This is a genomic window from Streptomyces sp. 1-11 (assembly GCF_007176755.1).
Lineage (GTDB): Bacteria > Actinomycetota > Actinomycetes > Streptomycetales > Streptomycetaceae > Streptomyces.
The window spans coordinates 281,269-299,328 of sequence record NZ_BJTV01000005.1 but is presented as its reverse complement, the minus strand read 5'-3'; the positions used below and the strand labels follow the sequence as shown (position 1 = coordinate 299,328).

17 protein-coding genes and 1 tRNA gene are annotated in these 18,060 nt (G+C 71.3%); 8 read left to right on the top strand and 10 right to left on the bottom strand.

The window, feature by feature from the left end:
• Positions 1-100: 100 nt before the first annotated feature.
• The gene (locus TNCT1_RS13260) at positions 101-1,624 is read right to left on the bottom strand and encodes an MFS transporter (RefSeq protein WP_143631100.1); all 1,524 of its coding nucleotides are present in this window, start codon (positions 1,622-1,624) and stop codon (positions 101-103) included.
• A 62-nt stretch (positions 1,625-1,686) separates the two neighbouring features.
• On the opposite strand from TNCT1_RS13260, the gene TNCT1_RS13255 reads away from it, so the two are divergent.
• Complete coding sequence (locus TNCT1_RS13255; RefSeq protein WP_174266272.1) at positions 1,687-2,652, top strand: YafY family protein; 966 nt, start codon at positions 1,687-1,689, stop codon at positions 2,650-2,652.
• Positions 2,653-2,684: 32 nt separating this feature from the next.
• On the opposite strand, the gene TNCT1_RS13250 is transcribed toward TNCT1_RS13255, so the two are convergent.
• Positions 2,685-3,452 carry a TetR/AcrR family transcriptional regulator gene (locus TNCT1_RS13250; protein ID WP_143631547.1) on the bottom strand — a complete coding sequence of 256 codons (768 nt, stop codon included), beginning with the start codon at positions 3,450-3,452 and terminating at the stop codon, positions 2,685-2,687.
• A 489-nt stretch (positions 3,453-3,941) separates the two neighbouring features.
• Complete coding sequence (locus TNCT1_RS13245; RefSeq protein WP_143631099.1) at positions 3,942-4,940, bottom strand: RNA polymerase sigma factor RpoD/SigA; 999 nt, start codon at positions 4,938-4,940, stop codon at positions 3,942-3,944.
• A 205-nt stretch (positions 4,941-5,145) separates the two neighbouring features.
• On the opposite strand from TNCT1_RS13245, the gene TNCT1_RS13240 reads away from it, so the two are divergent.
• Positions 5,146-5,688 carry a GNAT family N-acetyltransferase gene (locus TNCT1_RS13240; protein ID WP_143631098.1) on the top strand — a complete coding sequence of 181 codons (543 nt, stop codon included), beginning with the start codon at positions 5,146-5,148 and terminating at the stop codon, positions 5,686-5,688.
• Between the two features lie 13 nt (positions 5,689-5,701).
• On the opposite strand, the gene TNCT1_RS13235 is transcribed toward TNCT1_RS13240, so the two are convergent.
• Positions 5,702-6,514 carry a dioxygenase gene (locus tag TNCT1_RS13235; protein WP_235902566.1) on the bottom strand — a complete coding sequence of 271 codons (813 nt, stop codon included), beginning with the start codon at positions 6,512-6,514 and terminating at the stop codon, positions 5,702-5,704.
• Between the two features lie 129 nt (positions 6,515-6,643).
• Between TNCT1_RS13235 and TNCT1_RS13230 the strand changes: the two genes are divergently transcribed.
• Positions 6,644-7,153: a MarR family winged helix-turn-helix transcriptional regulator gene (locus TNCT1_RS13230; protein WP_143631097.1), complete on the top strand. Its 510-nt coding sequence runs from the start codon at positions 6,644-6,646 to the stop codon at positions 7,151-7,153.
• 40 nt (positions 7,154-7,193) lie between these two features.
• Here the strand turns inward: TNCT1_RS13230 and TNCT1_RS13225 are convergent, their stop codons facing one another.
• Both TNCT1_RS13225 and TNCT1_RS13220 read right to left on the bottom strand, forming a co-directional pair.
• Positions 7,194-8,732: an MFS transporter gene (locus tag TNCT1_RS13225; RefSeq protein WP_143631096.1), complete on the bottom strand. Its 1,539-nt coding sequence runs from the start codon at positions 8,730-8,732 to the stop codon at positions 7,194-7,196.
• A gap of 293 nt (positions 8,733-9,025) precedes the next feature.
• A complete protein-coding gene (locus TNCT1_RS13220) occupies positions 9,026-9,670 on the bottom strand; it encodes a TetR/AcrR family transcriptional regulator (protein ID WP_143631095.1) in 645 nt (214 codons plus the stop codon).
• A gap of 259 nt (positions 9,671-9,929) precedes the next feature.
• Between TNCT1_RS13220 and TNCT1_RS13215 the strand changes: the two genes are divergently transcribed.
• The 3 genes from TNCT1_RS13215 (at position 9,930) to TNCT1_RS13205 (ending at position 13,224) form a co-directional block, all read left to right on the top strand.
• Positions 9,930-11,207, top strand: a complete 1,278-nt coding sequence (locus TNCT1_RS13215; RefSeq protein ID WP_143631094.1) for a M6 family metalloprotease domain-containing protein — start codon at positions 9,930-9,932, stop codon at positions 11,205-11,207.
• Between the two features lie 282 nt (positions 11,208-11,489).
• Positions 11,490-13,106: an IclR family transcriptional regulator C-terminal domain-containing protein gene (locus TNCT1_RS13210; RefSeq protein WP_143631093.1), complete on the top strand. Its 1,617-nt coding sequence runs from the start codon at positions 11,490-11,492 to the stop codon at positions 13,104-13,106.
• A 45-nt stretch (positions 13,107-13,151) separates the two neighbouring features.
• Positions 13,152-13,224: transfer RNA gene (locus tag TNCT1_RS13205), tRNA-Arg, on the top strand.
• A 90-nt stretch (positions 13,225-13,314) separates the two neighbouring features.
• On the opposite strand, the gene TNCT1_RS13200 is transcribed toward TNCT1_RS13205, so the two are convergent.
• Genes TNCT1_RS13200 through TNCT1_RS13185 form a run of 4 tightly spaced genes read right to left on the bottom strand, consistent with a single transcriptional unit; the run spans position 13,315 to position 16,341 of the window.
• On the bottom strand, positions 13,315-14,439 hold the full coding sequence (locus TNCT1_RS13200; RefSeq protein WP_143631092.1) for a site-specific integrase: 1,125 nt from the start codon (positions 14,437-14,439) through the stop codon (positions 13,315-13,317).
• Positions 14,439-14,657, bottom strand: coding sequence for a helix-turn-helix domain-containing protein (locus TNCT1_RS13195; RefSeq protein WP_174266271.1), 219 nt, complete (start codon positions 14,655-14,657; stop codon positions 14,439-14,441). Before TNCT1_RS13195 ends, TNCT1_RS13200 begins: the two co-directional genes overlap by 1 nt.
• Entirely contained in the window at positions 14,651-16,045 is a 1,395-nt protein-coding gene (gene repSA, locus TNCT1_RS13190; protein WP_143631090.1) for a replication initiator protein RepSA, read from the bottom strand. The genes TNCT1_RS13195 and repSA overlap by 7 nt, the downstream gene beginning before the upstream one ends.
• 26 nt (positions 16,046-16,071) lie before the next feature.
• Complete coding sequence (locus tag TNCT1_RS13185) at positions 16,072-16,341, bottom strand: hypothetical protein (protein ID WP_143631089.1); 270 nt, start codon at positions 16,339-16,341, stop codon at positions 16,072-16,074.
• A gap of 262 nt (positions 16,342-16,603) precedes the next feature.
• On the opposite strand from TNCT1_RS13185, the gene TNCT1_RS13180 reads away from it, so the two are divergent.
• Complete coding sequence (locus tag TNCT1_RS13180; RefSeq protein ID WP_143631088.1) at positions 16,604-17,362, top strand: GntR family transcriptional regulator; 759 nt, start codon at positions 16,604-16,606, stop codon at positions 17,360-17,362.
• Positions 17,359-17,919, top strand: a complete 561-nt coding sequence (locus TNCT1_RS13175; RefSeq protein WP_268894168.1) for an ATP-binding protein — start codon at positions 17,359-17,361, stop codon at positions 17,917-17,919. Before TNCT1_RS13180 ends, TNCT1_RS13175 begins: the two co-directional genes overlap by 4 nt.
• Positions 17,920-18,060 lie beyond the last annotated feature (141 nt).

Here is an 18,060-nt window from a genome sequence, read left to right as displayed (position 1 = left end):
AACGGACTTCCGCGTGAGGTCCGGCCGCACACAGCGCAGGAGCCGCATGGCGAAGGGCCCGGCATCTGGTCGGTGCCGGGCCCCTCCTCGCCGCCGTGGCTCAGGCCACCAGCTCGCGCTCCTTCTCCCCCACCTCGGTGGCGGCCCCTTCGACGTGCTGCGCCGGACGCTTCGGCAGGGCGGACATCAGCACGAAGATCGCGCCCAGGATCCCGGCGACCCACCACAGGGCGTGCTGGAAACCGTGCACGAAGGCAGGGCCCACCTCAGCCGGGGTCAGCCGGTCGCCGATCACCCCGAAGAAGACGACCGACACCAGGCCGAGGCCGAGCGCGTTGCCCATCTGCTGGACGGTGTTGATCAGGCCGGAGGCGGACCCGGCGTGCTCCCGCGGCACCTCGGAGAGCACCGCGTCCGTCAGCGGGGCGACGATCAGGCCCATGCCCGCACCCATCACGACCAGCGGCAGCGCCATCTGCCAGGAGGCGATGGCGAGGCCGTAGCGGTGCGACTCCCAGATGTAGAGGAGCACACCCACGGCCATCACCAGCGCGCCGGCCCGCAGCACCTCCCGGCCGAACCGCGGGACCAGCTTCTGCACCGACATCCCCGCCGCCGTGGACACCGCGAGCGAGAACGGCACCCCCGTCAGGCCCGCCCGCAGCGGGCTCCAGCCCAGGCCCCTCTGCATGTAGAGCGTCCAGACCAGGAAGAAGATGCCGAGCGCGACACCGAAGACGGTCTGCACGGCGATGCCGGCGGCGAAGCTCTTCACCCGGAACAGCGACAGCTCGATCAGCGGCGAGCCGTCACGGGCCGCCTTGCGCCGCTCGTAGGCCGCCAGCACCGCGAAGACGCCGACCGCCCCGGCCATGCACACGTAACCCCACAGCGGCCAGCCCAGCTCACGGCCACGGGTCAGCGGGTAGAGCAGCATCAGCAGGCCGAGGGTCACCAGCGCGACGCCGACGAGGTCCAGCTTCAGTGCCTTCGGCGCCCGGGACTCGGTGATGAAGCGGCGGCCCAGGAGGAGGGCGGCGACGCCGACCGGCAGGTTGATCAGGAAGATCGGCCGCCACTGGAGGCCGAACAGGTTCCACTGCGTCAGCAGGGCGCCGAGCAGCGGGCCGGAGACCGCGCCCAGACCGACGATCGCGCCGAACAGGCCGAAGACCTTTCCGCGTTCACGGGCGGGGAAGGTGGCGTGCACGATCGACAGGACCTGCGGGACCATCAGGGCCGCCATGCCGCCCTGCAGGATGCGGGAGGCGACCAGCATCTCCGGACCGGCGGCGAAGCCGCACAGGGCGGAGGCGAGGGTGAAGCCGCCGACGCCGATGAGGAACAGCCGCCTGCGGCCGTGAATGTCGCCGAGCCGGCCGCCGGTGATCAGTCCGGCCGCGAAGGCCAGGGCGTAGCCTGCCGTGATCCACTGGATCTGGCCGAACGAGGCTCCCGCGTCCTGCTGGATCGAGGGGATGGCGATGTTGACGATCGTGACGTCGACCAGGTCCATGAAGGCCGCCGTCATCACGATCGCGAGCGCGTACCAGCGGCGGCGGTCGGCCGGGGCCGGGCGGACCGGGGCCCGCCCGGCACCGAGGGTCTGTTCCGTGGTGGTCATGCGGCCAAGCTAGGACCCCAGTAGGTCAGATCGTGTCCTAGTTGTGCGGCATCCTCACAGGCATGACGACGGACACGCCGGCCCGGCTCCTCCAGCTCCTGTCCCTGCTGCAGACGCCGCGCGAGTGGCCCGGCGGCGAGCTGGCGGACCGGCTGAACGTGTCCCGCCGAACCGTGCGGCGGGACATCGACCGTTTGCGTGAACTGGGCTATCCGGTGCGGGCCACGAAGGGCGCCGACGGCGGATACCGGCTGGTCGCGGGCAAGGCCATGCCGCCGCTGGTGCTGGACGACGAGGAGGCGGTGGCGATCGCGGTCGGGCTGCGGGCGGGGGCCGGACACGCGGTGGAGGGGGTGGACGAGGCCTCGGTGCGGGCGCTGGCGAAGCTGGAGCAGGTGCTGCCGGCCCGGCTGCGCCACCGGGTGTCCACACTGCAGGCCGCCACGACGCCGCTGACCAGCGGGGACGGGCCGAGCATCGCGCCGGGGACGCTCACCGTGATGGCGTCGACGGTCGCGGGGCGGGAACGGCTGCGGTTCGCCTACCGGGACAAGGAGGGCGGCGAGTCGCACCGGCTGACGGAGCCGCACCGGCTGGTGTCGACGGGGCGGCGGTGGTACCTGGTCGCGTACGACCTCGGGCGGGACGACTGGCGGACGTTCCGGGTGGACCGGGTACGGGAGCCGTTCGCCACCGGAGCGCGGTTCGCTCCGCGTGAGCTGCCGGAGGGGGACGCGGCGGAGTACCTGCGGCGGTCGATCCGGCGGACCCAGGACACCTACGCCTTCGAGGTGCGGTTCGCCGGGACGGCGCGGGAGGTGGCCGCGCGGCTGCCGGAGTGGGCCGGGGTGCCGGAGGCGGACGACGGCGGGGGATGCGTGCTGCGGGGGACGAGCGGGGAGCCGGTGGAGTGGCTGGCGCTACGGCTGGCGATGGCGGGGTGCGAGTTCACGGTCCGGGGGCCGGAGGAACTCGTGTCCTGTGTGCGGGAGTTGGGCGGGCGGTTGAGCCGGGCGGGGTCGGGGTGAGCGGGCCCTCGGCCGGGGGCCCGCGCCCAGTGTCACGCCGGGTTCCCGGGCCAGGCGTAGTTCTGCAGGGCCGTCAGGTTCCGGAGGGCCAGGGCCGCCGGGCCGTCGGGGCCGGTGGGCGCGGAGGTGGTGGCGGCCCAGGACTCCACGGCCACACGGATCGCCGCGCCGGCCACCGCCGCCGTGAGACGGAGTCGCGGGGGGATCGCCGCCGGCCGGGCAACGTTGTCCCCGGCGGACCGCACGGCCCCCGCTGACCCCAGGGACCCCGCGGACCCGGCGGCTCCGGCAGGCTCCGCGGCGTCGGCGGACCCCGCGGCTCCGACAGGATCCGCGGCTTCGGCAACCCCCGTGGCCCCCATGGCGCCCGTGGCCCACGTGGTCCCCGTGGCCCCCGCCCGGGACAGCCGTTCCGCCAGTGTCTCCGCCAGCGCGTACTCGGACGTCCGGCAGACCTCGGCCCAGACCTTTCCGAGGGCAGGGCTCGCGTCGGCCAGCCGGATGAGGGTGCGGACCCACTCCCAGGAGGCAGCCGAGACCCGCGTGTCCGGGCTGAGGGTGTGCTCGACCGCGTGGCGGATCGCCTCCGGCAGCGACAGGCCGGCCGGGGCGTCGCGCACCGCCTGGATGCACAGTTCGGCGCCCGCGGCGTACAGCGGCGCCACCGCCTCCTCCTTGGAGGCGAAGTAGCGGTAGAAGGTGCGCGGCGCGATGCCCGCGGCCTGGGCGATGTCCTCCGCGCGGGTGGCGCGCAGGCCTTGGCGCACGAAGAGCGCGGCCGCCGCGCGGGCGATCTCCATGCGCGTCTCCGCCTTGCGTCGCTCGGTCAGGGACATCGGGGCGGTGGCGGAAACAGGCTGGTGGGCGGTGTTGCCGGTGTTACTGGGGGTGCTCACCTCGGCAGGCTATGCCGGTGTGGCAGAATCTGCCATTCGAGCGGGCCACCCCGGGGTTCAGGTACGGGGTGGCCCGCCGATCCAGCATGAAGCCGGGCCCGGCGCCTGGGGGGGTAGGCGCCGGGGCCCGGCTCTGGAACGTTCCGACGCCGGGGGGGATGACGTCGGAACGTGGCTCACTCGGTTGACGCGGTGAGTACGGTGCTGCCTGTCACGCGCTCGTCGTGCGACATGTGGGGGTGGGTACTGCGCTGGGAGTGCGGCCCCTCGGTCCTCGCGTCCGACTCCTGGGCCCGCAAGGGTTTTTCCCTCCGGCCCCGGAGTTGAAGCGACGGTACCGCGCCATGTTCGCGCCGTCTTCCGCCACCGGGCGCGCGGTCGTGCGCCGGCCGGTCAGGCCGCCGCGTCGAACCCGGTGTCACGGGCGAGCCTCTTCAGTTCGAGCAGCGCGTGCTTCTCGATCTGCCGGATGCGTTCGCGGGTCAGGCCGTGCTCCTTGCCGACCTCGGTCAGCGTGCGCTCACGGCCGTCCTCGATGCCGTACCGCATCTTGATGATGGAGGCCGTGCGCTGGTCCAGGCGGCCGATCAGGTCGTCCAGTTCCTCGCTGCGCAGGAGCGTGAGGACCGACTGCTCCGGGGAGACCGCCGAGGTGTCCTCCAGCAGGTCGCCGAACTGGGTCTCGCCCTCGTCGTCCACCGGCATGTTCAGGGAGACCGGGTCACGGGACCAGTCGAGCACGTCCGTCACGCGTTCCGGCGTCGAGCCCAGCTCGGCGGCGATCTCCGCGGGCTCCGGCTCGCGCCCGTGCTCGCGGTTGAACTCGCGCTGGACGCGGCGGATGCGGCCCAGCTCCTCCACCAGGTGGACGGGGAGCCGGATCGTGCGGGACTGGTCGGCGATGGAACGGGTGATGGCCTGCCGGATCCACCAGGTGGCGTAGGTCGAGAACTTGAAGCCCTTGCGGTAGTCGAACTTCTCGACGGCGCGCACCAGGCCGGCGTTGCCCTCCTGGACCAGGTCGAGCAGCGGCAGGCCGCTGCGCGGGTAGCGCCGGGCCACCGCCACGACCAGGCGGAGGTTGGACCGGATGAAGACGTCCTTGGCCCGCTCGCCGGCGTCGACCAGGGCCTGCAGTTCCTCGCGGGTGGCGTCCGACTTCGACTCCTCCTCGCCGTCGAGGACCTGCCGCGCGAACACACCCGCCTCGATGGTCTGGGACAGCTCGACCTCCTTGGCGGCGTCGAGCAGCGGTGTACGTGCGATCTCGTCGAGGTACATGCCGACCAGGTCGCGGTCGGCGATCTCGCCGGCGTGGGCGCGAACACTGCCTGCCCTGTCGGCCGTCTCGCCGGTGGCGGACTTACGACGGGCGACGGCACGGGTTGCCATGCGTGCTCCCTTGCGATGGTGGGCTGGCGGGTGGTCCTTGAACGCTCGGCATCGAACGGATCTGTCTCGTGGATCTGACTCCTGGGACTCTCCTCGGGTGCCCTGCATCCGTGGGAAACAACGACTGCAATCCGGACAGAATTCCCAACCCGCCCCTCAATTTTTCTGATCATGCAGTACCCTGTCGGCCACACGGGGAGGCGTGATGCCGTCGGCACATGAAGAGGTGCAGGTCAGGCCGGGGGTCGAGGGGGATCTCGACGTCCTCACGGAGATCTACAACCACTATGTGCGTGAGACGGCCATCACATTCGACACGGCGGTCTTCACCGCGGAAGAGCGCCGCCCTTGGCTGCTCTCCCACCCGGTAGACGGCCCGTACCGCCTGATGGTTGCCACGGCGGCGGGCTCACAGCGAATTCTGGGGTACGCCACATCCAGCCCTTACCGCGCGAAGCCCGCGTACTCCACCTCGGTGGAGACCACCGTGTACGTCGCCCCGGACGCCGGCCGCCGCGGCATCGGCACCCTGCTCTACGGTGCCCTCTTCGAGGCGCTGGCCGGTGAGGACCTGCACCGCGCCTACGCCGGCATCGCGCAGCCGAACGAGGCCTCGCGGCGGCTGCACGCCCGCTTCGGCTTCCGGCACGTCGGCACCTACCGGGAGGTGGGCCGCAAGTTCGGCCGCTACTGGGACGTGGCCTGGTACGAGAAGGGCCTCGGCCAGGCCCTCCCCGACTCCGCGTAGCTCCCGCGCGCGCTCACCCGAACTGCAGCGACCTCTTGGCCAGTCCCATCCAGAATCCGTCGATCACCGACTTCTGGGCGTCGAGCTCGCCGCCCGCCTCGGCCGCGCCCATGGTGACGAAGAGCGGGGCGAAGTGCTCGGTGCGCGGGTGGGCGTAGCGGCCGGCCGGGGCCTTGTGGAGGAAGTCCAGCAGGGTGTCCCAGTCCCTGCTCTCCAGGGCGCGGCGGCCCCAGTCGTCGAACTCGGCGGACCAGGTCGGCACGCCGGCGCCGACGTGCCGCAGGGCGGCCAGATTGTGGGTGAAGAAGCCGGAGCCGACGATCAGCACGCCCTCGTCGCGCAGCGGGGCGAGCCTGCGGCCGATGTCCATCAGGCGGACCGGGTCGAGGGTCGGCATGGAGATCTGCAGGACCGGGATGTCGGCGGCCGGGAACATCTCGACGAGCGGCACGTAGGCGCCGTGGTCGAGGCCGCGGTCGGGGATGTCCTGGACCGGGATGCCGGGGGCGCGCAGCAGCTTGCGCACGGATTCGGCCAGTTCCGGCGCGCCGGGGGCGGCGTACTTCACCTGGTAGTAGTGCTCGGGGAAGCCCCAGAAGTCGTAGACGAGCGGGACGGTCTCGACGGCGCCGAGGGCGAGCGGGGCCTCCTCCCAGTGGGCGGAGACCATGAGGATCGCCTTGGGGCGCGGCAGACCGGCCGACCACGCGGCGAGCTGGCCCGGCCAGACGGGGTCGTCGGCGAGCGGCGGGGCGCCGTGGCTGAGGTACAGGGCGGGCATGCGCTCCCGCCCGGCAGCGGACGTCTCCTGCGGTGCGGCGGACATGGCGGCGGCTCCCGGTACTCGGTCCCTGTGAGACGCACCCCGCAGGGTGCTTTAAGTCTCAAGCTTTACGACTACAGCGTACGACCGACTTGTTCAAGTTTCAAGGAGATGCTTCGTACAGTGGGACACATGAACACGGCAACGGACTCCGCCGGCCGGCACCGCTGGCTCACCGACGAGGAGCAGCGCGTCTGGCGCGCCTACCTGCACGCCACCACCCTGCTCGAGGACCACCTCGACCGGCAGCTCCAGCGTGACGCGGGCATGCCGCACATCTACTACGGCCTCCTCGTCGGCCTCGCCGAGGCGCCGCGCCGCCGGCTGCGGATGACCGAGCTGGCGATGAAGTCCAAGATCACGCGGTCCCGGCTCTCCCACGCCATCGCCCGGCTGGAGAAGAACGGGTGGGTCCGCCGCGAGGACTGCCCCTCCGACAAGCGCGGCCAGTTCGCCGTCCTCACCGACGAGGGCGCCGAGGTGCTGGCCCGTACCGCGCCCGGCCATGTGGGAGCCGTCCGCCAGGCGCTGTTCGAGCGGCTGTCCCCGCAACAGCAGAAGGCCCTCGGCGAGATCATGGAGATCGTCGCCGAGGGCCTCCAGCCCGATGAAGCGGGTGCGGACCTGCCCTGGCTCCGCTAGACCACCCGGCGCAACCCCGGGCGGTCCGGTGTACGGCCGGTCAGTGGGCCACCACCGGCACCGGCACCTCGTCCTCGACGCCCTCGCCGGAGGCGACCGGGGCGGAGCCCGGGCGGCCGGCGTTGACGAAGGTGAAGGCGATCAGCGCGGCGAGCGCCAGGATGCCGACGGCGAACCCGATCGCCGTGCCGTAGCCGTGCACCATGCCCTGCAGTCCGACGAGCTGCTGCTGCGGCTTGGTGGCCGCGCCGGCGATGTGGTCCTTGATGTACGAGGTCTTCGCGGACGCGGCGATGGTGTTCAGCAGGGCGGTGCCGATCGCGCCGCCCACCTGCTGCGAGGTGTTGACCATCGCGGAGGCGACACCGGCGTCCCGGGGCTCGACCCCGGCGGTGGCCAGGGACATGGCCGGCATGAACGCCGTACCCATGCCCAGGCCCAGCAGCACCATCGCGGGCAGCAGCAGCGTCGCGTACGAGGAGCCGATCTCCATCCGGCTCAGCAGCAGCATGCCGAACCCGGCGACCAGGAAGCCGGGGCCCATCAGCAGCCGGGCCGGGACCCGGGTCATCAGCCTCGTGCCGATCTGGGTCGAGCCGGTGATCATGCCCGCCACCATCGGCAGGAACGCGAAGCCGGTCTTGACCGGCGAGTAGCCCTTCACGACCTGCAGGTAGTAGGTCAGGAAGAGGAACAGGCCGAACATGCCGATGATCGCGAGGCCGAGGGAGAGGTAGATGCCACCGCGGTTGCGGTCGGTGACCACGCGCAGCGGCAGCAGCGGCGCCTTGACCCGGGACTCGACCAGCACGAAGGCGACGAGCAGCACCGCGGACGCGACGAACATGGCGACGGTCACGGTGTCGCCCCAGCCGTCGGACTCGGCGCGGGTGAAGCCGTAGACGAGCGCGAACAGGCCCAGGCTGGACAGGACCACGCCGGGGACGTCGAGCGGGGAGCGGTTGCGGCCGCCCTCCGGCTCGCGGACGACGAACCAGGCGCCGAGCGCGGCGACCACGGCGAACGGGACGTTGACGAAGAAGGTCCAGCGCCAGTCCAGGTACTCGGTGAGGAAACCGCCGAGGATCAGACCGACGGCGCCGCCGCCGCCGGCGATCGCGCCGTAGATGCCGAACGCCTTGGCGCGCTCCTTGGCGTCGGTGAACATCACGGCGAGCAGGGACAGCGCGGCCGGAGCGAGCAGCGCGCCGAAGACACCCTGCAGCGCGCGGGCGCCGAACATCATCGCGCCGGTGGTGGCGGCGCCGCCGAGCGCGGAGGCGGCGGCGAAGCCGCCCAGACCCAGCACGAAGGCGCGCTTGCGGCCCCACAGGTCGGCGACGCGGCCGCCGAAGAGCAGCAGACCGCCGAAGGCGAGGGCGTAGGCGGTGACGACCCACTGCCGGTTGCCGTCGGAGATGCCCAGGTCGGTCTGGGCGGAGGGCAGGGCGATGTTCACGATGGTCGCGTCGAGGACGACCATCAGCTGGGCGAGCGCGATGAAGACGAGCGCTTTCCAGCGGTTGGCGTCACCGCGCGGCGCGGTGAGGCCGGGAGCCTTGAGGGCTGTTTCGGACATGGAGGTACCCACTTCGGGACTGCGTGACGGAAAAAGACGTAGGTATCGGACGGCGCGACGACGGCGACGGCGGCGGCGACGGCCGGAAGCTCGGAGTGCTTCGGGGTGCTGTGAACGCTGTGAGTGCGGTGCGTGCTGAGGGCCGGGGCCGGCGCGCGGCCCCGGGGCGATCGGCCGGGCTGGTCCGCCCTGCCTGTCGGCCGGGCTGATCGGTCGGGCTGATCTCGTCGGGCCGATCGGTCGGCTGATCCGGTCGGGCTGATCGATCGGGCTGTGCTGGTCGGTCAGGTCGGTCAGGCTTGGCGGAGGTCCTCCATGGTGACGGCCGTGCCCGGCAGGACGGAGCGGCCCGGAGCCCGCAGCCCGTCCAGGAAGAGCTGGAGATGACGGTGGGCGAAGCGGTCGACGCTGCAGCAGGCGGTGCCGGCCGGCGGCCGGCTGAGCTGGGCGACGGCGACCATCAGGTCACCGACACCCACGTCGGTGCGGAGCAGCCCGGCCGCCTTGGCCCGGTCCATGAGCCTCTCGACGATGCGCTCGACGCGCTCCCGGGCGGCTTCGAGGTCGGGGTGGTGCTGGTCGAACGTGCTGGTGACCATCGGGCACAGGGCGCTGAGCCGCTCGTCGGCGGAGGCGTGCACGAAGCGCTCCAGCGCCTCGTACGCGTCGCCGCTCTCGGACAGCGCCTCTTCGGCGACCCGTACGGTCCGGTCGAGGACCGAGCAGACGACCTCGCGGACGAGGGCGTCGCGGTCCGGGAAGTTGCGGTACACCGTGGCGTTGCCGACGCCGGCCCGGCGGGCGATCTCGTCGAACGGCACGTCCGGGCCGTGCTCGACGAACATCTCCCGGGCGGCGGTGACGATCCGCTCCCGGTTGCGCAGGGCGTCGGCGCGGGGCCGGGACACCTTGCGCGGCGCGGGGAGGGAGGTCTGCACGGCGTACTCCTGGTCTGGGTGACTCTCGCGATCCGGGGAATGGTTCCCCGTTTCGCGCGGACACAGGTCTAAACGGGGAGCGGGTCCCCGGTTATTTCCCCCGCGCCGGAAACTTCTTCGTGACCTGGCTCACACCTTCCGCCGCCGGGATTCCCACGATCGGCTCCTCCAGCGCGCGCCCCCCGGCCCCTCCGCCGAGGGTGATCACAAGGGTGCAGTCGTCCGAACCCGCGGCTGCCGTGGAGCGGGAGGTCCATGCATGCAGCCGCCGTCGCCCCGCCGCCGCATACGCCCGCGCCGGGCGGTCGCCCTGACCTCGGTGACCGTTCTGACCCTGGCGGTCAGCACCTCGGCGGGCACCGGGCAGCTGACGGCGTCCTCCACCGCGGGGCCGGCCGGACTGACCCGCTCCTCCGCCCTCTCCCCCTGCATGATCCGCGGCGGCATGGACGTGCAGATGACCGAGGGCGTCCCCACACAGGTCGGCTACTCCCGCTCCACCGGCACGGTCCGCGCCCTGACCCTGATGATCGACTTCTCCGACGCCCCCGGGAAGGGCAGCGCCCTCGACCGCTTCCACGAGTTCTTCCCGCAGACCCAGGAATGGTTCCGCACGGCGTCGTACGGCCGGCTCGACTACCGCCCCGAGACCCCGATATCCGGCTGGCTGCGCATGCCGAAACCGTTCAAGGCGTACGGCATAGAGCGCGGCGCGCCCTTCGACCCCGGCTACCGCCAGCTCGTGCAGGACATGGTGGCCGCCGCCGACCCCGACGTGGACTTCCGCTCGTACGACCTGCTGAACGTGCTGGTCACCCCCAACGCCGGCCCCTCCGCCCTGGACACGGTGCTGTCCGTGACCTTCGCCGGCAACTCCGACGCCCCGGTCGCCGACGGCGTCGTCGTGGCCAACGCGTCCTTCGTCTACTCCCGCCAGGACGACGGCTCCGGCTCCTACGGCCGCACGGGCTACCGGGTACTGCCGCACGAGAACGGCCACACCTTCGGGCTGCCGGACCTCTACACACAGGAGGGCGGCTCCGCGGTGGGCCACTGGGACATCATGAGCGAGGACTGGGGGGTCAACAACGACCTCCTCGGCTGGCACAAGTGGAAGCTGGGCTGGCTGGACGCCGCCCAGGTCGGCTGCGCGGCCCGCCCCGGCCGCACCGACTACACCCTGACACCGCTGTACCGGCCGGGCGGCGGGAAGCTGGTGCTGATACCGATAGACGGGCGGACCACGTACGCCCTGGAACTCCGCGCGCCGGGGGGCAACGACGAGGCCGTGTGCGAACCCGGCATCCTCATATACAAGGTCGACGCCACCGTGGACACGGGACGCGGCCCGATCACGGTCTACGACGCCCACCGCCACAGCGGCGGCTGCACCCGCAGCCCCAACGTCCAGGCAGAACTCTCCGACGCCCCGTTCACCAGCGGCCAGTCCTTCAAGGACCCGAAGCACGGCATCACGGTCGAGGTGCGGGCCACGGGGAGCGACGGGGATTTCAAGGTACGGGTCACCCGGCGGTAGCGGGGCCGACAGGAAACGGCCGCTCCCCGAGGCGGGTCAGGCACCGCACAGGCACCGTACGCGAGGCACAGGCACACCACGCGCCGCACTCTCTCTCCCCCCCCCGCCCCATCCCGCGCTGCACGACGCCCTCCCACGCGCAGGCACCTCACCCCGCGCGCAGCGCACCGCACTCCACCCCGCGCACAGGGCACCGCACCGCGCCGGGCGGTTTACCGTAGGCGTTCCCGTACCCCCGCACCACGCACGCCGTACGCCGTACCGGACCGGAGAACCGACCCGATGCCCCCGAACACCGCACTGGACCAGGATGCCGTGCCCGGCCCGCCGGCCGAGGCGGTCGCGCCGCTGATGCGCGGGATCGCCGTACTGCGGCAACTGACCGATGCGGGCGGGACGCTCAGCCCCAGCGCGCTGGAACGGGCCACCGGGCTCGCCCGGTCCACGGTCGACCGGATCACCGCCACCCTGGCCCGCATGGGATACGTCCGCCCCGACGGCCGGGACGTCGTCCTCGCCCCCCGCGTGATGGAGCTGGGCAACGCCTACCTGGCCGCGCTGCGCCTGCCCGCCCTGCTCGACGCCCGTGCCGACGCCCTCGCCGACGAGCTGGACGAGTCCGTGTCCCTGGCGGTCGCCGATCTCGACGGCATCCGCTTCATCCACCAGGCCACCCGCCGCCGCGCGATGTCCGTGAGCTTCCGTATCGGCGACCTGCTCCCGGCCGAACGCACCGCACCGGGCGCGCTGTTCGCGGCCGAGTGGGACCAGGCGGACTGGGCGCGCTGGAGCAGCCGCCGGTCCGGCGACCCGGCGAACACGTCCTTCCCCGCCGTCCCGCCCCAACCCGCCCCCGGTGCCGAAGACTTCGAGGCCCGGGTCGCACAGGCCCGCCGGCACGGCTGGGCGGTGGACGACCAGTTGATCGAGCCGGGGCTGGTCGCGGTGTCCGTTCCGGTGCGGGACCCGGCTACCGGCCGGTCGGCGTGCGTGGCGAGCGTGGTGAGCCACACCAGCCGGCACACGGCGGCCACCCTGCGCACCACCCTGCTGCCCCGCCTGCGCACGGCGGTGGCGGCCATGGAGGCCGACCTGCGCCAGGCGCCCCCGCCGCAGCCGGGCCCGGCGCCCTCGGGCCTCGCGGCCTGGACGACGGCGTCCAAGCACGAACTGGGCCGCGAGTTCATCGAGTCCCTGGCCAGGGGGCTGACCGTACTGACCGCGTTCGGCGAGGGCCGTACGGCGCTGCCGCTGACCGAGGTGGCCCGGGCCACCGGCCTGGCCCGGGCCACGGCCCGTCGGGCGCTGATCACGTACGAGCACCTGGGCCTGGTGGCCGCCGGCCCCGACCCCCGCACCTTCACCCTGACGCCCCGCGTCCTGGACCTGGGCTTCCCGCCCCTGTCCCGCACCACGCTCCCCCGCCTCGCCGAGCCGCACCTCAGAGCCCTCGCCGACCTGCTCCACGAGCCGACGGCGCTGGCGGTCCTGGCACCGGGCAGCGGAACGGAGATCCAGTACACGGCCGGGGCCGGCGCGAGCCGGGTCCTCACCGTGGACATCGCGGTCGGCGCACGCCTCCCGGCCGCCGGCACCTCCCTGGGACGCGTCCTGCTCGCCGACGCCGGAGGCCACCTGACCCCGGCCCTCACCGAGGTCCGCGCCCAGGGCTACGCCCTCGCCGACGAGGAACTGGAGTCGGGCCTGCGCTCCATCGCCGTACCGGTACGCGACCGGACCGGCCGGGTGGTCGCCGCGGTGAACGTGGCCACGCACGCGGCCCGCCGCTCCCTGGAGAACTGCGTCACGGACCTGCTCCCCGCCCTGCGCACCACCGCCGACCACATCCAGACCGACCTCCACACCGCATCCCGCTTCACCCACGTCCCCCCGTCCTGAACCACGGCCCCACCCTGATCCGGTACCCTGTGGACCGAGTACCGCGCCTTCGTAGCTCAGGGGATAGAGCACCGCTCTCCTAAAGCGGGTGTCGCAGGTTCGAATCCTGCCGGGGGCACACGATGAAGGGCCAGTTCCGAGGGGTGATCCTCTGGAACTGGCCCTTTGCTGTGATCACAGCCGTGCCACACCCGTGCCACAAAGTCCACTACGAGTCCACGTCACCCCGCTCTTTCCGGATCATCGAGCCGAGCCGATCGGCGATCTCACGGTCCCGGCCGTTGACCATGTGCTGGTAGATCAGCGCCGCGCGAGGCGTGCTGTGCCCCATCCTGGTCATGAGCTCGCGAAGACTCGCGCCAGATGCCGCGAGGGTGTTGCCGGTGTGGCGAAGATCGTGGAAGTGCACGTCTGCCGTGATGCCTGCCTTGGTACGAGCCGCGATCCAGTCGTCCCGGAAGTTACTCCGCCGCAACTGACCACCCCTGGGGCCGAGGAAGACGTGACCATCACGGCCGGGACCCGCGTAGGCGTCGAGATGCTGCGTTACGTCCGGCAGGAGTTCAGCAGGAAAGGCCACCGTCCGAACACCGGCGGCGGACTTCGGTGCCTTGTCGAAGAGGGCTCCTGTCTGCATCTCTGCCTGCGAGCGCAAGACAGTGACCACGGCACTGGCCAAGTCCACGTCCCGCCGGCGGAGCGACGCCAGCTCCCCGAAGCGCAGTCCGGCAAAGGAGGCCAGGAGGACGAGCAGCCGGTAACGCGGCGCGATGGCCTCAGCTACGGCGTACACCTCCGCCACAGTGAGGACTGGCCGTTCCGGCACGTCGTAGCGGTCAGCCCCCTTGATCCGGCACGGGTTGCGTCGGATCAGCTCGTCATCCACGGCCGTATTCAGGATGGCCCGCAGGACCTGATAGGCCCTGACGACCGTTGGCTCGCCCGTCCGCTTCAGGCACTCCGTGCGCCAGGCCCGAACCCGAGCCGTCGTGATTGACGCCAGCGGCAGCTCGGCAAGGTCGGGCAGGAGGTGCAGCCGGATCGCTGACTCATGACGCTCACGCGTGCGTTCCTCAAGCTTGCGGTCCTTCAGCCACGTCGTGGCGTACTCACCAAAGCGGACCTTGCCTGCATCGGGGTCGGACCACTGGCCACGGGTAATGTCCGACTCGATGAGGGACAGCGCCACCTCAGCGTCGGTCCTGGTGGCGTACGTCTCCTCGGCACTCCGGAGCTGGCCCGTATTCGGGTCACGGTAACGAGCCTGCCAGCGTCCGGACTTGAGTTGCCGAACCGAACCGAAGCGACGCCGCTTGCCCCGCTTGTTCGCCATCAGGCGGCCCTCCTAAGCACTCCGGGTCGGACGACCACCGGCTGAACTGTGTGCTCGGCGATGTAGGCGGATACGGCGCTCTCAGGAATGCGGACGTGCCGCCCCACCTTGACGAAGACGATCCGCCGCTCCTCGATGAGACGTCGGGGAAAGCGGACACTCGTACCCAGCAGTTCCGCGACCTGTTGAACGGTCAGGAGTCGATCCACAGTCACCACTCCCCCTCCGTCTCCAGATCGGACAACTCGGCCAGGGCTTCGCGTGCTGTCTCTCGGTTCAGGCGGATCTCCTTCGCGATCGTGGCGGCGAGCCAGGACTCACCGGGGGTGTGGCCTTGCCCGGCGTAGGTCCAGTGGGCGAGGACGAGTGTGGAGCCCTCCGTGTCGTCGAGGTCCTCGGGAAGCCCGCGTTCGCGGCGTTCCTGCCGGGCGCGGTAGTCGGCGCGGACCTGGCGCAGAGCGCCGAGGGTGGTGGAGTAGCGGCGGGATTTGGTGGAGAAGTGGCCGCGGAAGCCGAGCATGTGAGCCCACCGGGCCAGCAGCCGTTCCGGGTAGGTGTCGTCCAGGTCCCAGCAGGCTTCGATCAGGCGTCGGGTGTGGGCGGGCAGCGGCAGGCGGTCGAGTTCGGAGAGCTCCCCGATGCGGTGGTCGACAGTGCCGGTGGTCTCGGCCGCTTTGGTGGCGTACTTGGCCACGTAGGAGGCCACGGCCTGTTCGGTCAGTTCCTCGTGCCCGAGAGCGCCGATCGGCTGCACGTCTACCTGGGAGCCCCACCGCAAGGTGCGGGCCGGGTGGTCGCCGGAGGCGGGCACGGGAACGGAGACGCGAGCGGCGGCAGCGGTGATGGCGTCGTCCAGGAGAGCGACCGTGGCCCATGCCGGCGGGGCCGAGTCGGGGCCGTCCGGACCGTCGAGGCGCACCACGGCGTGGAAGTGGACCGAGCCGCGCTTTTGGAACTCGGCGACCTTCCCGAAGGAGACCCGGCACACCTCGGTTAACGCCGTTTGGGTCAGGCCTGCGCGGGCGGCGATCTCGCGGCGCAGGTAGATGGTGAAGCGGCGCCACAGGTCCCCGGCGTAGTTGTTCCACAGCACCGCGCCCGCGTAGTCGTAGCGGTCCGGGTCCAGGGCCGTGCCCAAGGCCGGGTCGTCCTCGGCGTGGGAGCTCCCGCAGCGGCAGCGGCCGGAGTCGGGCCGGTTGTGGACCGGGCCGAACGACGGGGCGGTGAGGGTGGCGAAGACGCGGGGGTGCTCCCGGACCGTCCCGGGCACGTCCTTGCGCTCATCCCCTGTGATCCCGGCCCGGATCAGGTGGTAGGTGTCTCCGGCGTAGGTCCAGGCGCAGGCCGGGCAGCGGGAGGCTCGCCGGTTGCCGCAGGCGACCCGGAGCATGCCGCCCGGCTCCTGCTCGGTGCTGTACGAGTACAGGACATCACCGGTCACGCGGTCGCGGGTGACCGTCTCGCCCCGCAGGCGGATCGGATGCGCGCAGCCGCCGGTACGGCGGATCTGTTCCTGCCAGCGGTCGAAGCCTGGCGAGTTCGCCACCCGCAGTAAGTCAGCCAGGGTGATCGGGTCCGTGCCCAGAGAGGCCGCAGCGTTAGCCACGGCCTCAGGGGCGACAGGGAATGCTGTCACGCGGCCACCGCCAGGGGGGCCGGGGACACGAGCGCGGTCAGGCGGGCGACGTACTCCGCGTGCCGTTCCTTGGCACGGTCGCTGATCTGCGCTGAGGTGATCCCGCCGGGCGAGTACTCGTTGAGGCCCGAGCCGTCGCACCAGCCACAGAAAATCTCCAGCGGGGCCTCTTCACCGGCCCAGCCCGTGCCGTCACAGGCGGTGCAGTCACCCCACGGGCGGGAGGTCAGGAAGTACAGGCACTCTGCCGGGTCAGCGCACCGCACCTCTAAGCAAGCCGGGCAAGCCCGCTGGAGCGAGAGGTGCACTCGGATGGGAGAGGAAGGCATCATGGAGCTCCCTTTGAGGGGCCCAGGGGCGGCGATTCTTCTTGGCGGATGAGCGCCGCCCTTGGGGTAGGCGTGTGGTGCCGGACGTACCTACAGGCCAGACGGACCGTCAGGTACATCCCTAAGGTTCCCTAGGGCACCCTAGGGTGTCAAGCGGTACGCTAGGCAACTGATGCACTTTTCAAAGGGAGCTGACGAGATGTCGGATCAGGCCGACAACCGAGCGCCGTACGCGCAGATTGCCGCCCATTACGCGGCGCAGATCACGTCCGGCGAGCTTGAGCCGGGCACGCTCTTGCCGAGCATCAAGACTCTTTCGCAGGAGTGGAAGGTCAGTACCGCGACAGCCGAGAAGGCCCTGAGGAAGCTGCGCAATGAGGGGCTCGTCAGGGGCATCCACGGGATCGGCACTGAAGTACTGGACCGGCCCGGCCCGATGTCTTCGGGGTCGCAGCGGCAAGACCGAGGACGCCGTACCGGATCGAGTTGGGGTTCCGGCGAACGGTCCGACTCCCACCAGGCCGCAGTGGTGCCGGCGCCCGCGGACGTAGCGCAGGCATTGGACATCAAGCCCGGCTCGGATGTGATCAGGCGCTGTCGCGTGTACCGCGACCGACACGGCATCGTGGCCCACTCCACGTCGTGGATTCCTGCTCGGTACCTCAAGCTGATCCCGCAGTTGGCCAAGAGCGACCGACTGACCGGGGGCACGTCACTACAGCTCATCACGGAAGCCACAGGCCGACCGATCGCTCAGCGAATCGACACCGCGTCGGCGCGCCTGCTGACACCTGAGGACGCCGAGCTCCTGGAGCTGGACCCCTCCAAGCCGCCGACTGCGCCAGTAGTCGTGATGACGGCGAAGTTCGTCGACAGAGACGGCAACGTCGTGGAGTACGGCGTAGACCTTGGAGGCCCCGGCCGTACATGGCGCACGGAATCGGAAGTCACCCAGTGACGGCCCCCAACGAGACCCGACGGCCGTTCTGTGTCCTGATGGTAGGTCTCCCCGGCTCGGGCAAGACGACGCTGGCGCGTGCCCTTGTTGCCCACGGCTTCGTCAGGCTGTGCCCGGACGAGGAGATGTTCCGCCGACACGGCGTGTACGGGGTCGACTTTCCTCGGGGAACGTTTCCGACCTTGGAGCGCCCTGTCCTCGAAGAGATCTCCGTGGAGCTCCGCGAGGAGCTTCGGGCCGGGCATGACGTGGTGGTCGATCACGGCTTCTGGACACCGGAGGACCGCGCACGGTGGCGATCGATCGCGACCGATGCCGGTGCGACTTCGGTGGTGGTCTACCTGGAGGCAAGCCACGAAGAGCTGTGGTCACGCGTGAGCAAACGGAACGCACTCCACGAAGCCGACCCGAACTCGATCTTCTTCGCTGAAAGCGACCTGCTGCGCTACCGAACCCGGTTCGTGCCGCCCGAGCCGGACGAGCCCCACGTCCTCTACAACGGTGATCCCACTTCGGTGCTCAAGGCTCTGGAAGAGGACTCGACGCCACGTCCGTGACCATGGGACTAAGCACGCAGGAGCGAATCGCACCGAGCGCCGAGCGATCCAGTTACAGGTTTCTCTACCTCATCAAGCCCCGGCTGCGCTCCGCTCCGCCGGGCGCGCTCCCGGCTCCGCTGCGGGCGCCGCTCCTGCCTC